Source organism: Halorarum salinum (assembly GCF_013402875.1).
Lineage (GTDB): Archaea > Halobacteriota > Halobacteria > Halobacteriales > Haloferacaceae > Halorarum > Halorarum salinum.
This window is the reverse complement of the sequence record NZ_CP058579.1, coordinates 2,590,969-2,605,363: the sequence shown is the minus strand read 5'-3', so window position 1 is coordinate 2,605,363 and position 14,395 is coordinate 2,590,969. Positions and strand designations below refer to the sequence as shown.

The 14,395-nt window shown below is 70.1% G+C and carries 12 protein-coding genes and 1 tRNA gene; 3 read left to right on the top strand and 10 right to left on the bottom strand.

Going from position 1 to position 14,395, the window contains the following annotated elements; genetic code table 11:
- Positions 1 to 27: 27 nt before the first annotated feature.
- Together HUG12_RS12855 and HUG12_RS12850 are read right to left on the bottom strand one after the other, a co-directional pair.
- Positions 28 to 1,167 carry a citrate synthase/methylcitrate synthase gene (locus HUG12_RS12855; RefSeq protein ID WP_179269149.1) on the bottom strand — a complete coding sequence of 380 codons (1,140 nt, stop codon included), beginning with the start codon at positions 1,165 to 1,167 and terminating at the stop codon, positions 28 to 30.
- A gap of 163 nt (positions 1,168 to 1,330) precedes the next feature.
- Positions 1,331 to 2,743 carry a class II fumarate hydratase gene (locus HUG12_RS12850; RefSeq protein WP_179269148.1) on the bottom strand — a complete coding sequence of 471 codons (1,413 nt, stop codon included), beginning with the start codon at positions 2,741 to 2,743 and terminating at the stop codon, positions 1,331 to 1,333.
- A 145-nt stretch (positions 2,744 to 2,888) separates the two neighbouring features.
- On the opposite strand from HUG12_RS12850, the gene HUG12_RS12845 reads away from it, so the two are divergent.
- Positions 2,889 to 3,368, top strand: a complete 480-nt coding sequence (locus HUG12_RS12845) for an SRPBCC family protein (protein WP_179269147.1) — start codon at positions 2,889 to 2,891, stop codon at positions 3,366 to 3,368.
- Between the two features lie 16 nt (positions 3,369 to 3,384).
- On the opposite strand, the gene HUG12_RS12840 is transcribed toward HUG12_RS12845, so the two are convergent.
- The 3 genes from HUG12_RS12840 to HUG12_RS12830 all read right to left on the bottom strand — a co-directional run bounded on the left by HUG12_RS12840 (position 3,385) and on the right by HUG12_RS12830 (position 5,704).
- On the bottom strand, positions 3,385 to 4,302 hold the full coding sequence (locus HUG12_RS12840) for a DMT family transporter (protein ID WP_179269146.1): 918 nt from the start codon (positions 4,300 to 4,302) through the stop codon (positions 3,385 to 3,387).
- Between the two features lie 144 nt (positions 4,303 to 4,446).
- Positions 4,447 to 5,031: an NAD(P)/FAD-dependent oxidoreductase gene (locus tag HUG12_RS12835; RefSeq protein ID WP_179269145.1), complete on the bottom strand. Its 585-nt coding sequence runs from the start codon at positions 5,029 to 5,031 to the stop codon at positions 4,447 to 4,449.
- 73 nt (positions 5,032 to 5,104) lie between these two features.
- The gene (locus HUG12_RS12830; protein WP_179269144.1) at positions 5,105 to 5,704 is read right to left on the bottom strand and encodes a zinc-dependent metalloprotease family protein; all 600 of its coding nucleotides are present in this window, start codon (positions 5,702 to 5,704) and stop codon (positions 5,105 to 5,107) included.
- A gap of 532 nt (positions 5,705 to 6,236) precedes the next feature.
- On the opposite strand from HUG12_RS12830, the gene HUG12_RS12825 reads away from it, so the two are divergent.
- Entirely contained in the window at positions 6,237 to 7,580 is a 1,344-nt protein-coding gene (locus HUG12_RS12825) for a hypothetical protein (protein WP_218836316.1), read from the top strand.
- A gap of 157 nt (positions 7,581 to 7,737) precedes the next feature.
- Here the strand turns inward: HUG12_RS12825 and HUG12_RS12820 are convergent, their stop codons facing one another.
- The 3 genes from HUG12_RS12820 to HUG12_RS12810 all read right to left on the bottom strand — a co-directional run bounded on the left by HUG12_RS12820 (position 7,738) and on the right by HUG12_RS12810 (position 9,300).
- Positions 7,738 to 8,154 carry a hypothetical protein gene (locus tag HUG12_RS12820; protein WP_179269142.1) on the bottom strand — a complete coding sequence of 139 codons (417 nt, stop codon included), beginning with the start codon at positions 8,152 to 8,154 and terminating at the stop codon, positions 7,738 to 7,740.
- Complete coding sequence (locus HUG12_RS12815; RefSeq protein WP_179269141.1) at positions 8,151 to 8,975, bottom strand: DUF2391 family protein; 825 nt, start codon at positions 8,973 to 8,975, stop codon at positions 8,151 to 8,153. Before HUG12_RS12815 ends, HUG12_RS12820 begins: the two co-directional genes overlap by 4 nt.
- A gap of 251 nt (positions 8,976 to 9,226) precedes the next feature.
- Positions 9,227 to 9,300 (bottom strand) — tRNA-Tyr (locus HUG12_RS12810).
- A 258-nt stretch (positions 9,301 to 9,558) separates the two neighbouring features.
- Here HUG12_RS12810 and HUG12_RS22205 point away from each other — a divergent pair.
- Positions 9,559 to 10,398: a DUF7537 family lipoprotein gene (locus tag HUG12_RS22205; protein ID WP_449405249.1), complete on the top strand. Its 840-nt coding sequence runs from the start codon at positions 9,559 to 9,561 to the stop codon at positions 10,396 to 10,398.
- A 1,896-nt stretch (positions 10,399 to 12,294) separates the two neighbouring features.
- On the opposite strand, the gene HUG12_RS12800 is transcribed toward HUG12_RS22205, so the two are convergent.
- Positions 12,295 to 13,560, bottom strand: coding sequence for an ABC transporter permease (locus HUG12_RS12800; RefSeq protein WP_179269139.1), 1,266 nt, complete (start codon positions 13,558 to 13,560; stop codon positions 12,295 to 12,297).
- Positions 13,548 to 14,309 (bottom strand): ABC transporter ATP-binding protein, encoded by a 762-nt coding sequence (locus HUG12_RS12795; RefSeq protein WP_246308049.1) that lies wholly within the window; start codon positions 14,307 to 14,309, stop codon positions 13,548 to 13,550. Before HUG12_RS12795 ends, HUG12_RS12800 begins: the two co-directional genes overlap by 13 nt.
- Positions 14,310 to 14,395 lie beyond the last annotated feature (86 nt).

Sequence of the window (14,395 nt, the reverse complement as noted above, 5' to 3'; positions counted from 1 at the left end):
GCGTCCGGGTCCCGTTCGTCCCTCCGGTCACCGCTCGGAGACCGGTACCCAGGTCCGGTTCGTCTCGCCGACGTAGCGGGCACGTGGCCGGATGATCCTGTTGTCCGCCAGCTGTTCCAGACAGTGGGCAGTCCAGCCGCCGACCCGGGCGACGCCGAACGTCGCCGTGAACAGCTCCCTCGGGACGCCGATGCCGTGCAGGAGCACCGCGGTGTAGAACTCCACGTTCGTCTCCAGTCGCCGCCCCGGCTTGTGCTCGGCCAGCGCCTCGACGCCGACCCGCTCGGCCTCGCGCGCGGACTCGAAGAAGTCGGCGTCGCCCGCGTCCCCGTAGAACGACTCCGCGGCGTCCGAGAGCACCGCCGCGCGGGGGTCGCGTACCTCGTACACCCGGTGGCCGAACCCCATGAGACGCTCGCCGGCTTCCAGACGATCGCGGACGGCCGCCTCCGGATCGCCGGACTCGTGGACGTCGAGGAGCATGTCGAGGACCGGACCGGGCGCCCCGCCGTGGAGCGGCCCCTTCAGGGCGCCGACCGCGCCCGTGACCGCCGAAACGACGTCGGACTCGGTGGAGGCGATACACCGCGCGGTGAACGTCGAGGCGTTCAGCCCGTGGTCGACGACCGAGTTCAGGTACGTCTCGAGTCCGCGAACCCGGGCTTCGTCGGGTTCCTCGTCGTTCAGCATGTGGAGGTAGTTCGCGGCGTGGCCGAGGTCCTCGCGGGGGGCGACCGGCTCGTCGCCCTCGTGGTACCGCCAGTAGGCCGCGACGAGGGTCGGCATCACGGCGACGGCGGTGAGCGCGTCATCCGCGGGGTCGCCGGCCGTCGACGCCTCGCCTCCGAGCGTGGCCGCAGCGACACCCATCCGGAGCGCGTCCATCGCGGGGAGACCGTCCTCGGCGGCCGCCCGGAGCGTCTCCAGCGTTTCGGGTTCGACGTCGCGGCGCGAGGCGAGGTCTGCCCGGATCGACTCGAACTCGTCCGCGTCGGGGAGCCGGTCCTCCCGCAGGAGGAACACGGTCTCCTCGAACGTCGCGTTGCCGGCGAGTTCCGGGAGCGGGAACCCGCCGATGGTCAGTTCGCCGGCCTCGCCGTCGATGCTGCTCAGTCGCGTTTCTGCAACGGTGACTCCCTCGAGCCCGCGTGCGATGTCGTCTGTCATGCGTGGACGGTTGACACGCCTGCGACAAAAACTGATAGGTGTCGCGCGCCTCGCGTGAGATCGGACGCCCGACCCGACGAACGCACGACGCCGGCCGATCCCGCCGTCGCCGGTTCCCGATCCCACGCACCCCTCGCCGACCGTCGTGGACTCCCGATTCCGCTCAGTCCTCGCCGAGGATCCCGGTGTGGGTCATCGCCTCCGGGTCGAGCACCTCGTCGGCCTCCGCCTCGCTCAGGTAGCCCTTCTCCAGGACGACCTCGCGGACGGTCTTCCCCTCCTTCAGTGCGGTCTTGGCGACCTCGCTCGCCTTGTCGTAGCCGATCGCGGGGTTGAGCGCCGTCGCGAGCGCCATCGACTGCTCGACGCGTTCGGCGCAGTGCTCCTCGTTGGCCTCCAGCTTCGCGACGAACCGCTCGCCGAAGACCGACGAGACGTTCGCCAGCAGTTTCGCCGACTGGAGGAAGTTGTGTGCGAGCACCGGCTTGTAGAGGTTGAGATCGATCTGGCCCTCCGCGGCGCCGGCTGCGACCGCGGCGTCGTTGCCGACGACCTGCTTGTGGACCTGGTTCACCGCCTCCGCGACGACGGGGTTGATCTTCCCCGGCATGATGCTGCTCCCCGGCTGGTTCTCCGGCTGTTCGATCTCGCCGAGGCCGTTACGGGGGCCGGAGGCGAGCAGTCGGAGGTCGTTCGCGATCTTGTTCAGGCTCCCTGCGACGGTGCGGAGCGCGCCGTGGGCCTCCGCCATCGCGTCGTGGGCCGCCTGCGCCTCGAAGTGGTTGTCCGCCTCGCGGAACTGCGTGTTCGTCTCCTCGGAGACGTACTCCGCCGCGAGTTCGGGGAACTCGGGGTCGGTGTTCAGCCCGGTCCCGACCGCCGTGCCCCCGAGCGCCAGTTCGCGGAGGTGGTACCGGGTGTCTGCGACGCGCTTTATCCCCTTCTGGACCTGCGCGCGATACCCCCCGAACTCCTGGCCGAGCCTGACCGGCGTCGCGTCCTGCAGGTGAGTCCGGCCCGTCTTGACCACGCCGTCGAACTCGGCCTCCTTCTCCTCGAGCGCCGCGTGTAGCTCCTCCAGCGCGGGCATCAGGTCCTTCTCGACTGCCTCCAGCGCCGCGACGTGCATCGCGGTCGGAATCACGTCGTTGCTCGACTGGCCGAAGTTGACGTGGTCGTTCGGGTGGACGACGCGGTCTCCGATGCCCTCGCCCATGATCTCCGCGGCGCGGTTGGCGATCACCTCGTTCGCGTTCATGTTCGAGGACGTTCCCGAGCCGGTCTGGAACACGTCGACCGGGAACTGGTCGTCGTGCTCGCCGGCGACGACCTCGCCGGCCGCCTCCGCGATGGCCGCCGCCACGTCCTCGTCGACGTGACCGAGATCGCGGTTCGCCAGGGCGGCCGCCTTCTTCACGACCCCCAGCGCGCGGACGAACCGTCGGCCGAAGCCGATCCCGGAGATGGGAAAGTTCTCCACCGCGCGCTGGGTCTGGGCGCCCCAGTACGCGTCGGCCGGCACTTCCATCTCGCCGAGGCTGTCCCGTTCGATGCGGTAGTCTCCGTCCTCGCTCATGGACTAGCCCTCGCGGCTACGGTCGTAAAAGCCACCGATACGGGCGCGATTCCCCGACCGAACTGGACCTACGAGTCCGCTCCGGGCTCCGGGACGGGGCGGAAGGGCACCCACTCCTTTCCGCTTCCGGCGCCTGGGTTCACCGATGAGCCGTTACCGTCGTACGGTACGGGTGAACGCGCCGTTCGACGAGGTGTGGGCGTTTCACCGGCGGGTATCCGGACTCGAGGCGGTGACGCCCGGGTTCGTGAACCTCCGCGTGGAGCGTGTCGTCGGCCCGGACGGCGAGGAGGACCCGGGACCGCTGGAAGTCGGTTCGCGGATCGAACTCGTCGCGCGGCCGTTCGGCGTCGGTCCCCGGCAGTCCTGGACGTCGCGGATCGTCGAACTGGAGGCGGGAGCGCACGACGCCTACTTCGTGGACGTCATGGAGGACGGGCCCTTCCCGGAGTGGAGACACGCCCACCGGCTCCGCGCCGACGGCGACGGGACGGTCGTCCACGACGACGTGCACTACCGGCTTCCCGGAGGGGTGCTCGGAAGGGCGGCCGGGCCGTTCGCCGTCGTCGGGTTCGAGCCGATGTTCCGGTACCGACACCGACGGACGAGAGCACTGCTCGAGTGAGCGGCGGACGGCCAGTTCAGGGCACGCTCGCCCGCGCGGTCGTCGTGACGTAGACGCCTGCGAGGACCACGGCCCCGCCGACGACCGTGACCGGGGTCGGGAACTCGGAGAGGAGGACGACCGCGAGCAGCGTGCTCCCGACCGGTTCGCCCAGCAGCGACACGGAGACGACGCTCGACTCCACGTGCGCGAGCGCCCAGTTGATGACCGTGTGACCGAACAGCCCCGGCCCCGCAGCCATCCCCAGGAAGAGGAGCCACTCGCGGGGGGGGTAGCCAGCCAGCGGGTGACCGCGGCCGAGCGTCGCGGCGAGGAGCGCGAGCGCGCAGGTCGCGTAGACGACGAGCACGTAGGGGAGCAGCGGCAGCCGCTGGCGAAGCGACCGGCCGGCGAGGACGTAGCCGGCGGCGGTGACGGCGCCGACGACGGCGAGCGCGTTGCCGAACAGCGGACGCTCGCCGACGAGCGCGGCCGTGCCGAGCACGACGTCGCCGCCGCTCATCACGGCCATCCCCGCGAGCGCGACGAGGATGCCGGCGACGGTCCGTCGGGTGACCCGCTCGTCGAGGAGCGCCCAGGCGCCGAGCACGACGAACAGCGGCTGGGCCTGGACGAGCGTGACGCTCGCGGCGACGGAGGTCCACCGGAGACTCTCGAACCAGGAGGCGAAGTGGACCGCGAGCGCGAGCCCCGAGATCGCGGCGACGAGCGCGTCCAGCGGGCGGAGGCGACGGAACGCGGCGCGGTCGCTCGGCCGACCGAGCGCGACGGGGAGGAGGATCGCGAGGGTGAAGACGACGCGGTAGAGCGCCTTCACCAGGCTCGGCGCGCGGCTCCACTCGACGAGGATGGCGCTCGTGGAGACCGCGACGACGGCGACCGCGAGCGCCGCGAGCGGCGGGACGCGCTCCTCGAGGGCGGCGAGTGAGGCCACACCTCCGGCTTTCGGGGAGGGGCGTTATCGCTTCTGTTTGCGGACAGGCGGGCGGGCCGGTTCGACGGGGGATGCGCCGCACGACCGCTCGTCCCCCGTCGGCGGGTGGTCAGGTCACGGTGCGACTGGTCGCCCCATCCCGTTTCAACCTTCGTCGACGAGCGTCCCGAGCGCCGCGTCGGCGTCCGCGGGCGTGTCGAAGTCGTGGAAGTGCTCGCCCTTCTCGCGGGTGAGGACGTTGAGCGCCGCCGCGGCGCCGTCGCCCGCGGAGATGACGGCCTGCCACTCCTCGGTGCGAACCATCGCGCCGGTGGCGTACACCCCGTCGACGCTCGTCTCCATCGTCACGTCCACGTCGACGGCGCCCTCCTCGGTGAACGCACAGCCGAGTTCCTCCGCGAGGCCGCGCTTCGCGCCGGTCGCCAGGACGACGTAGTCGGCGTCGTACTCGCCGTCGTCGGTCGTGACCGAGAGGTCGCCGTCGGCACCCACGGCCGTGACCTCCTCCCCCTGGCGGAGGTCCGCGCCGAAGCGGGTCGCCTGTTCGCGCGCGATCTCCACGTACGCGTCGCCGTCGATCGAGTCGACGCCGAGGTAGTTGAAGAGGTGCGCCTTGTGCATCCACGTCCCGTCCGTGTCGAAGACGGTGACGTCGAGGCCGTTCTTCGCGGCGAACAGCGCCGCCGAGAGGCCGGCGGGGCCGCCGCCGACCACTGCTACGTGAGCCATGGTTCGAGGTTCGGGCGCCGGGAAAATAAAACCGGACCGTCGACGGTCACCGTCGAACGTCGCTCGCCGGAAGTTACTCCGTCTCGTCGGAATCGAACCCCTCGGGTTCGCCCCGGATCGCGTAGTGCATGAAGGGGAACTCGTCCGCGTCGTCGTGGGACAGTCCGAAGACGTGGCCGAGTTCGTGGCGAAGCACCTCCCTCGTGAACGACTCCTCGTGCCCGGTTTCGACCCACACCGTCGCGCTCGTGACCCGACCGGTTCGGTCGTCGGTCCGGGTCCTCGAACAGCCGACGGCGTTTCGCTCCGGCCCACACCCGACGTCCGCCTGGAAGACGATGGCCAGATCCGCCGGGCCGCGGTCACCGATCACATCGAACGAGACGTTGCTGTCCGCGTACCGTGGGGAGTTGGCCTCCCAGTGGTCGAGTTCCCGCTCGGCGAGCGGGTCGAGGCGGTCGGACTCGGTGTCCTCGTGAACGACGTGGACGGTCACCGTTCGCTTTCCCCAAGGGTTGTCCGCCGCCGCCGGATTCGCGAGTCGGTCGACCGTCGGCAGGCCCGTTCCCTCGGCGACCGCCGGCGGTCCCACGACCCCCGCCGCCAGAACGACCGCGAGAACGGCCCCCAGCGTCGCAACCCCCGACGCGAGCGGGACGGTAGCCCGGGACATGACCTACCAGATTCACACCCGGTAATGAGTGTTTTGTTACCAGTTCGGCCGTGCACCCATTCGGTCGCCCTCGTCGTCCGTCCGAACTCGGCCGTCCGGATCGTCGGGATACGCGGATACGGGGGTTCTCCCGACGCGTCGACGGAGGACGTAACCGAAGCCTTCCGGTGCTTCGTCGGGCCTACTGACCGGATTCGGAATCGGCTCCGAGCGACCGCCGGCCGGGGGTGCTGCTCGACTGCCACATTCCGCCGTTCGTCGGAACGTCCCCGGAGCGGTCCGGCAAGCCTGCAGTAGCCGTAGTGTACGTGGGGGAAATCCCGACGTACGGCTCCGGTCGATCGGAAGCCACTTCCGTACAGCCGGGGGTCCTCCGGGTTCGAATCGGCGAATCGGCAAGCGATCCAAGCGGTCGGCGTTGGGTCGGCCTACCGGGCGACGAGACGTTGAACGATAGTCCGTTTTTATCCGCCCGAGCGTGGAAGACCAACACGCCATGTCCGACAGCTCTGACCGACCGGAAGAGAGACGCATGTCGACGGACAGGGAGACGATCCGCGGGTGGGCCGAGAAACACGGTGCGGTTCCGGTCCGTCACGAGGAGGGCGCCGGGGAGTACCGTTTCGTCGGGGAGACCGAGACGGGTGAGACCCACGAACGCGTCGACTGGAACGAGTTCTTCTCGGAGCTCGACGAGGGGGATTACGTCGTGATCCACCACGGCGAAGGCGCCGACGAGACGTTCGAGGTGGCCGGCAGGCGGGAGGCCCTGACCCGGATGGATCTGGAACGCGAGGAGGTCGAGGATCGACTCCTCGCGGGCGAGACGGTGCGGAGCGAGATCACGGAGACCACCGTCGTCGAGCGCGTCATCGTCGAGCACGCGACCGTCGAGAGCGAACTCGTCGACACCGAGATCGTCGACCAGAACGTGGTCGACGTCGACCTCCTCCGGCGCGAATGCACGGACTGCGAACTCGTCGAGGACCGCGGGGTCGAGGCCGACGAGCTGTTCGACACGAACCGGTACTTCGAGAGCGTCGGCGCGACGGAGTACGCCGCCGGCGAGCCGATGGGCGCCCTCGGCCCCGAAGACGAACTCCCGTACCACGTGGAACTGGGCGTGGAGGAGGCGTGGGCGGTCACGCGCGAGATCGGGGAACGACTCACGGTCGAGAGCCGCGTCGTCGAGGAGGACGTCACCGAGACGGACACGATCGAGGACCGGGACATCGACGTCGAGGGGCTCCATCGGACCATCGTCGAGAGCGACGTCCTCGACGTGGACATGTCGGCCGAGGAGGTCATGACGGAGTACGACGTCGAGACGGAGATGGACGAGGGCGAGACGATCCTCACGTACTTCGACCGCCAGCGCGTGGTCGAGGACGAGGTCGTGGACCGCCGGCGCCTCCGCGCGGACGTCGTCGAGGGCGAACTGCTCGGGATGGAGACCGTCCACAGCGAGGACGTCGCGGAGACGATGCCCCGGGAGGAGGGAGCCGCCACGGGTGCCACGGAGGCCGAACCGACCGCGACGGGGACGGACGGGACGGACACGACCGCGACGACCGACGCCGAGGTGGAGGCCGACGTCGCCGAACCGGGCGCGGTCATGCTCACGGACGACGAGATCGGAAAGTCGGTCGTCGACTCGACCGGCGAGGAGGTCGGGATGATCACGGACGTGGACGACGGCGGGGGGATGATGTACGTCAACCCCGAACCGGGGATCGCCGAGCGGATCAAGGCCGCGCTCGACTGGGGCAGCAGCGACGAGGACTACCCTGTGGACGCCCAGCAGGTCGCGCGGATCACCGACGACGCGGTGGAGCTGAAGGGGACTGACGAGATGGAGGAGTCGGCACGGCGCTGAGTTCCCGAGGCGCGTCCCGTCGGGTCGGACCTCCCCGCCCGTCGAACGGACGTCCGGCTCCGACGTTCGACCTCGATCCGCCTCCCGTACAGTGGATCCGTCGAGGCGGACCGGACCTCCCGGCGAGGGCCTCCTGATTAGTGGGAGGGAGACGCGTCTAGGCTTCCACCCACGTTGAGACCGTCGCGGTCGAGTCCCCGGAACCGGGCGGGCAGATCACGTGTCCGGTCCGACGGTCGTCCGCCGGGACGTGCTCGAACGTGAGTTCCGGCGGCGGCGCGTCACAGTCGACCTCGACCGTGGCAATCACGAGGCCGACGTCCTGGGCGTTCCGGAATCTCACGGTGACCTTGACGTCGCCGCCGGGGAGCGTTTCCGTCCCCGTGACGGAGGCCGTCGGCTCGGCCATGGCGGGCGTCGTCGACGCCTGCCAGATCACGAACGACAGGAGCACGACCGTGAACACGACGCTCGTCGCCACCAGGAGGCGCTCGCCCCAGGTCCCACCCTCGTCGTTCCCGCCGTCGCCCGCTCGATCGTTCCGACCCTCCGCTCCGCCCGATCCGTCGCTCATCCGAGGACCACCCTGGCACCGCTCGCGCCGAGCGACGCGGGGAGCCCCAGCACGACCACCATCTGCACCCAGACCGCGACCGGCGCCTGTTTGAACTGACCGAACGCGGCCAGCAGTCCGACCGCGACGACGACGCCGACCGCGTACGTGACGAACGTGTGCCCCCACTGGTCGATCGCGGTACTGTGGGAGGTGCGGCTCTCGTGACCCCGGAACTCCAGTTCGAAGAGGACGAGGTGTGCCATCAGAACGCTTAGGACGAGGATCAGGCCGAGCCGGGACCAGCTCGCGTACGCGGCCATCAGCGACATCTCGTCCGTCGGAGCCATCGTCATGCTGACGAACACCGCGCCGATGGCGAACACGCCGAGGTGTCGGGAGAACGGGTAGTCCGTCCCCTGCTCCTCGTCGGTTTCCTTCAGCAGGGCGTTCGCCAGCGCCGCGCCGAAGCCCAGCGGAACGACGAAGAGGAGTCCGAGCCGCGCGACCAGGAAGGGCGGGTCGCCCACGTCGACGATGCCGAACAGCAGGAGGACGGCGTAGGCCGTCACGAAGCTCTGCAATAGCAGCTCCGTGAAGTCCTTCACGGCCCTCTTCGCGGGCGATCGTCGCTGGCTCTCCCGCTTCTGGAACCCGACCGAGCGGGTGATCGCGAGCACGATCGCGAGGCCGACGACCGCGTACACGACCAGCCACTCCGCCGGCAACTGCCACCCGTGCCACCACATCTCCATCGTGAACAGGAGTTCGACGCTGACGACGAGCGCACCGACCACGCCACGCCCCTGATCGCGAAGGAGTGCCCGTACGCTCTGTGTCATGCCCATGGATGGCGGCCCATCGCCTAAACAGTCATGGCGGCAAATACGGGGGTTTCCGGGGTGCGAGCACGGTTCCTCGACCGATCCGGGGGGAGCGACCGTCGCCCCCGTCGACGGCGGATTTCACGCGTCCTCGACGGCTTCCGGTACCCGGATGGGTCCGCGGTCGAGGAGACCTCGTATCGATGGTCCTACACGACGGCTGCCGCCGGCTCACTCGCTCCGCTCGTTCGCGTCGTCGCCGGAGAAAGTCCGCCCTCCCCGAATTGAACGGGGGACAAGCCGATCTACAGTCGGCTGCTCTACCAGGCTGAGCTAAGGGCGGTCCGTCACCTACTCGGCCGGTGTCGGACTTAAGGATTCTCATTCGGCGCCCCTTCGTGACTCGAAACCACGCTCCCGTCGCGGGGTTTATCGCCCCCCTCCCCTCCACGTCCGACCGAGACGGACGACCGGGCGGATCGACTCCGGCGCGGACGGGGTGGCGCGGGACCGGACTCGCAAACGGCACCGCCACCGCTGAACGCGACCTGGTCGGCAACTGGAACGCTCGTTTTTCCGGTTCACCGGCGAACACTGACCCATGGCACGCGCGTCCCGCCGCTGGGTGCTCGCCCTGGCGATCGCGATGGCGGTCGCGCCCGCGACGGGATCGCTGACCGCCGCCCAGGGACAGGGAGACGGCACGGAACCGCCGGGCGTGGTCGACGGGGAACTCGACTCGCCGTCGTCGCTGCTCCGGGCCCACACCTCGGCGCTCCTCGCGGACGGCTTCTCGGCGAACGGGGCGGTCGACGTGACGATCCGGCGGCAGGGCGTTCCGGTCGACGTCGAACGGACCGCCGACAGGACCGTGAGCGTCGACGCCGCCAGCTACCGCCAGTCGCAGCGAACCGTCGCGCAGGCGCCCGTCGGCTCGACGACCCGGGAGGAGGAGTTCTGGGGGAACGACAGCGTCGAGGGCCGGCGGACGGTCGAGAACGACCGGACGAGCTACGACGTCCGGAAGGGGAAGACCGACGGTCGGCTCTCGGCGGCCGCCCTCATGCGACCGTATCTCCGCTCGGCCACCTACGTTGTGAGCGACGCCGGGTACGCCGGCGTCGGACGGTACTCCGGCGGCCCCGTCGGCGGCGAGAGGCGCTACACGCTCACCGCGACCGGCCCCGGCGACACGACCCGGCTGGTGAACGCGCTCCCCGACGGCGCGTCCGACCCACGTAACTTCGAGGCCACCGTCGTCGTGGACGAGGACGGACGCGTCCACGAGTTCGACGCGAGCGTCGACTACACCATCAGTGGCGTGGACCGGACCCACACGCTCTCGTTCGACCTCAGGGAACTCGACGTCTCCTCGGTCGGCCGTCCCTCCTGGGTCGACGAGGCCCTGTCGGGGGCGGAGACGACGGGCGCCGGGAGGTGACGGGAGCCGGGCTCCATCCCTTCCGGACGGGACTGGGTCCGGGAACCGACGCCGTCCGTGACGCCGCGAGTCGCACGCTCGTCCGGAGGCCCCTCCGGGGCGAGACGCTTCCCGGACGGTTCGAGCGGGCGTGACGGGAGGGTCGACGTCGCGGACGCCGGCGCGGACGGATCGCCCCCGTGATCGACCGCGACGACGGCAACCCCCTCGTTCCGGTACACGAGGCGGTAGCGGTCGGCGGCGACGAGGGCCGCGACTCGGCCGGGTTCCGGGCGGTACACGACGCCGTTGACCGTGTAGGCGTCCGTGGGAACGTACAGGAAGTCGGGCTCGACCCGGTTCTCCCGCAACCGTTCGGTGATGCACGCGCCGGTCGGGCAGCGCGAGATCCGTCGCTGGAGGCTGAACTGGCGGGTGAACTCGTCGGCGCCGTGCCACTCGACGCCCCAGTGGCTCGACAGGATCGTCCGGTCCGTCAGGTAGGGGAACCACTCGGCGGCGTCCCCGAGGACGACGAACGTGGCGTCCGGGTCGGTGGTCGCCGCGACGGCCTCCATCGCCTCGACGTCCGCCTCGTCGATGTACTGGGGCTGGCTCGGGTTCCCCGGGTGCGTCTGAACCGCGCCCGCGGCGTAGAGGCCGCCGACCGCGACGCTGGTGACGGCGAGGACGACGGCCGCGGCGACCGCCACCCGCTCCCGGCGTACGCCGTCCGACCCGCCGAGCAGTCGCGGGAACCCGTCGGCGGTCGCGAACGCGGTCACCATCGCGCCGAGGAGGAACACGAACCGTCCCTTCCACAGCGTCGCGCCGATCACCAGGAACCAGCCCGGAAGGAGCGGCCCACGTTCCCGGAGCGTGTACGCGAAGGCCGCGATCACGAGCGCCAGCCAGACCCAGAGGACCAACTGGCCGGCCGGCGACCCCGTCCCCGAACCGGGGGGGCTGAAGAGGATGGAGGCGACGTCGCGTCCGGCGAGCAGGTCCACGAGCCTGCCGCCGATCCCGCCGTGTGTCCCCGCCGCCGCGGCGAGCGTCCCGAGGCCGTGATTGGCCGCGACGGTCGCGAGCCACGGGGACGCGAGCACGAGACCGCCGCCCGCGACGATCGTCCCGTCGCCGAGCCCTCGACGCGTCCCATCGAGGGCGACGTACAGCCAGAGGCAGCTGAGGGCGAACGCTGCCGCGTACAGGGGGTGGGTGAGCACCGTGAGCCCGAACAGGCCCGTGGCGGGCCACAGCCACGACCGGTTCCGGTCCCCGAACAGCCGGACGGCGGCGTAGAGGCCGGACAGCAGGAGCAGGTACGCGGGCGCCCGAACCACGCCGCCGGCCGACAGGTGCCACTGGAGCACCGGCGGCGACGTGGCGGTCAGCACGGTCGCGAGCGCGGCCCGCGGACGGGTGTCGAGCAGCGCCCGCGAGAGAAAGTAGGTCGGGACGACCGCGAGCGTCGAGACGAGGCCGGGGAGGAACCGCGCCTGGGTCAGCGCGTCGACCCCCGTCGCGTCCCGGACGACCGCGAGCGCGTAGATGGCCAGCGGCGGGTAGGCGAAGGGAACCCCATCGGCAGTGTACCCCCGGACCGTCTCGGGCGGCAGGTAGCCGTTGCCGCTGACGGCCTCGGCCATGGCGAAGAAGAGACCGGCGCCGTAGGACGGCAACGGGTGCGTCGAGAGGTAGGCCGCGTACACGAGCGTACTCGCGGCCAACCCCGGGAAGAGGTATACGGCGTCGACGGCGGTGACGGTGACGTCGCGCTTGGTCGGTGCCCGGAGATCCCCTATCGTCGCCATCGACCCTCGATCGTGGAAGCACGCTGGGGACGGACGAGCCCCGAACTGGGAGCCCGGGCGTGCCGGGAGCGACTCGTCGATCGGGCGGGGCCGTGTCGGGTCATTCGTACCGGAGCGCGTCGATCGGATCGGTTCTGGCGGCGTTCCAGGCGGGGTAGAGACCGGCGAGTATGCCCACGACGACGCCGACGACGACCGAGAAGACGAACCACTCCGGACGGAAGGCGAGCGGGAGCTCGATGAGGCGAGTTCCGACGTACCCGCCGAGCGCACCGGCGACGGCGCCGGTGATGGCCCCGATGAGCCCCAGCAGGATGGCCTCCAGGAGGAACAGCTGCAGGATGTCCCGCTTCTGGGCGCCGAGCGCCTTCATGATGCCGATCTCGCGGGTCCGCTCGGTGACGCTCACGAGCATGATGTTGGCGATGCCGATGGCGCCGACGACGAGGGAGATGAGCGCGATCCCCGTGATGTAGGCGGTGAACGTGCTGCTGACGTCCTGGATCTGGTTGACGAGCTGGTCGTACGTGGTGACCTCGAACCGAGCGTCGGTCGGTTTGAGGACGCGGGCGTCGGACTGGTCACCGAGGTATTCGTGGATCCGTCCCTGGACTGCCTCCACCTGACCCGGGCTCTCCGCCTCGACGACGATCTGGTTGTAGACCCGCTGGCGGGCGTCCTGGGTCGGACTGACCCTCGTGTTCGCGTAGTACGGGTCGGGCGGCGCGTAGATGGCCGGCTGGGGTTCCCGACCGATGAACGACCCCGCGCCGCCGCCCTCGTTCGACTCCTCCTGGACGATGCCGACGACGGTCGCGTTCAGGGGCTCGTTGTTCACGGCCCTGACGAACGTGATCCGGTCGCCGACGGAGACGTTCTCCTCGAACATCAGGGCGGCTTGTTGGTTGAGGACGACCTCCCGCTCGCCGGTCCTGTAGGTTCGGCCCTCCACGAACCTGTGCCCCTTCATTCCGAAGTAGTTCGGCGTCGTGACCGAGACCCACTGGCGGGAGACCGAGGAGTTCCCGTGGGTGACCGAGGACGTGACGATGCCGCCCTGCGGGGCGACCCCCGCGACGCCGTCGATGCCCCGTATTCGGTCGACGTCGTAGGTGGTGAAGACGGTCTCCCCGCCGCGGACGTTGGGGAGGCCGCTATCCGACCCGGACTCGGCCGAGACGTAGAGGATGTCCGCGTTGTCGCCGGCGATCGTCCGGACGATGTCCGCCTGCAGCCCCGCGCCCAGCGTCACGAACGTGATGACGGCGGCCACGCCGATGACGACGCCCAGGGTGGTCAGAACCGACCGGAGCTTGTGGCTCCGGATGTTCAGCCAGCTGATGCGGAACGTCTCTACGAAGTCCATCGGTAGTCCGTCTCGGTTTCCCGTCCGTCCTCGTCGGGCGGGGCGTCGGCGGGTTCTTCGATGCGCTCCAGTTCGCCGTCGAGGAGGTGGACGATCCGCTCGGCGTGTTCCGCGATGGGCCGCTCGTGGGTCACGAGGACGATTGTGTTGCCCGCCTCGTGGAGCGTCTCGAACACGTCCATGATGCGGGCACCCGTCTCGGAGTCGAGGCTCCCCGTGGGCTCGTCGGCCAGCAGCAGCACGGGGTCGTTTGCGAGCGCCCGGGCGATGGCGACCCGCTGGCGCTGGCCGCCCGAGAGCTCGTTCGGACGGTGGTCGCCGCGGTCGGCCATGTCCATCCGGCCCAGGAGTTCGTTCGCCCGCGACCGCCGACGGTCTCGCGGGACGCCCTTGAAGACGAGCGGCAGCGCCACGTTCTGGGTCGCCGTGAGTTTCGGCATCAGGTTGAACTGCTGGAAGACGAAGCCGACCTTGTCGCGCCGGATCGTCGTGCGATCGGCGTCGTCGAGCGTCGAGACGTCGATGCCGTCGATGCGGACGCTCCCCGCGCTCGGCCGATCGAGACAGCCGATGAGGTTCAGCAGGGTGCTCTTGCCGGAGCCGCTGGGACCCATGATGGCGGTGTACGAGCCCCTCGGGAGCGCGACGGAGACGCCGTTGAGCACCGGCACCGGCTCGCCGAGCTGGTAGACCTTGTGCACCTCCTCGACGGAGACGATGGCGTCCGGTTCCTCCTCGCGTCCCCTCATTGACCCAACTACCGTTCGTTGCAAACGTCGCTGGATAGTCGGCGTGCCTGCGTACGCCAGCACCGCAAGAGGGCCCCTCGGGTGCG

Excerpts from the sequence above, each read along its gene's own strand:
- HUG12_RS12830 (WP_179269144.1), bottom strand. The coding sequence starts at position 5,704 with ATGTCCCGGGCTACCGTCCCGCTCGCGTCGGGGGTTGCGACGCTGGGG.
- HUG12_RS12835 (WP_179269145.1), bottom strand. The coding sequence starts at position 5,031 with ATGGCTCACGTAGCAGTGGTCGGCGGCGGCCCCGCCGGCCTCTCGGCG.
- HUG12_RS12850 (WP_179269148.1), bottom strand. The coding sequence starts at position 2,743 with ATGAGCGAGGACGGAGACTACCGCATCGAACGGGACAGCCTCGGCGAG.
- HUG12_RS12855 (WP_179269149.1), bottom strand. The coding sequence starts at position 1,167 with ATGACAGACGACATCGCACGCGGGCTCGAGGGAGTCACCGTTGCAGAA.
- HUG12_RS12815 (WP_179269141.1), bottom strand. The coding sequence starts at position 8,975 with ATGACACAGAGCGTACGGGCACTCCTTCGCGATCAGGGGCGTGGCGTG.
- HUG12_RS12800 (WP_179269139.1), bottom strand. The coding sequence starts at position 13,560 with ATGGACTTCGTAGAGACGTTCCGCATCAGCTGGCTGAACATCCGGAGC.
- HUG12_RS12845 (WP_179269147.1), top strand. The coding sequence starts at position 2,889 with ATGAGCCGTTACCGTCGTACGGTACGGGTGAACGCGCCGTTCGACGAG.
- HUG12_RS12825 (WP_218836316.1), top strand. The coding sequence starts at position 6,237 with ATGTCGACGGACAGGGAGACGATCCGCGGGTGGGCCGAGAAACACGGT.
- HUG12_RS12820 (WP_179269142.1), bottom strand. The coding sequence starts at position 8,154 with ATGAGCGACGGATCGGGCGGAGCGGAGGGTCGGAACGATCGAGCGGGC.
- HUG12_RS22205 (WP_449405249.1), top strand. The coding sequence starts at position 9,559 with ATGGCACGCGCGTCCCGCCGCTGGGTGCTCGCCCTGGCGATCGCGATG.
- HUG12_RS12795 (WP_246308049.1), bottom strand. The coding sequence starts at position 14,309 with ATGAGGGGACGCGAGGAGGAACCGGACGCCATCGTCTCCGTCGAGGAG.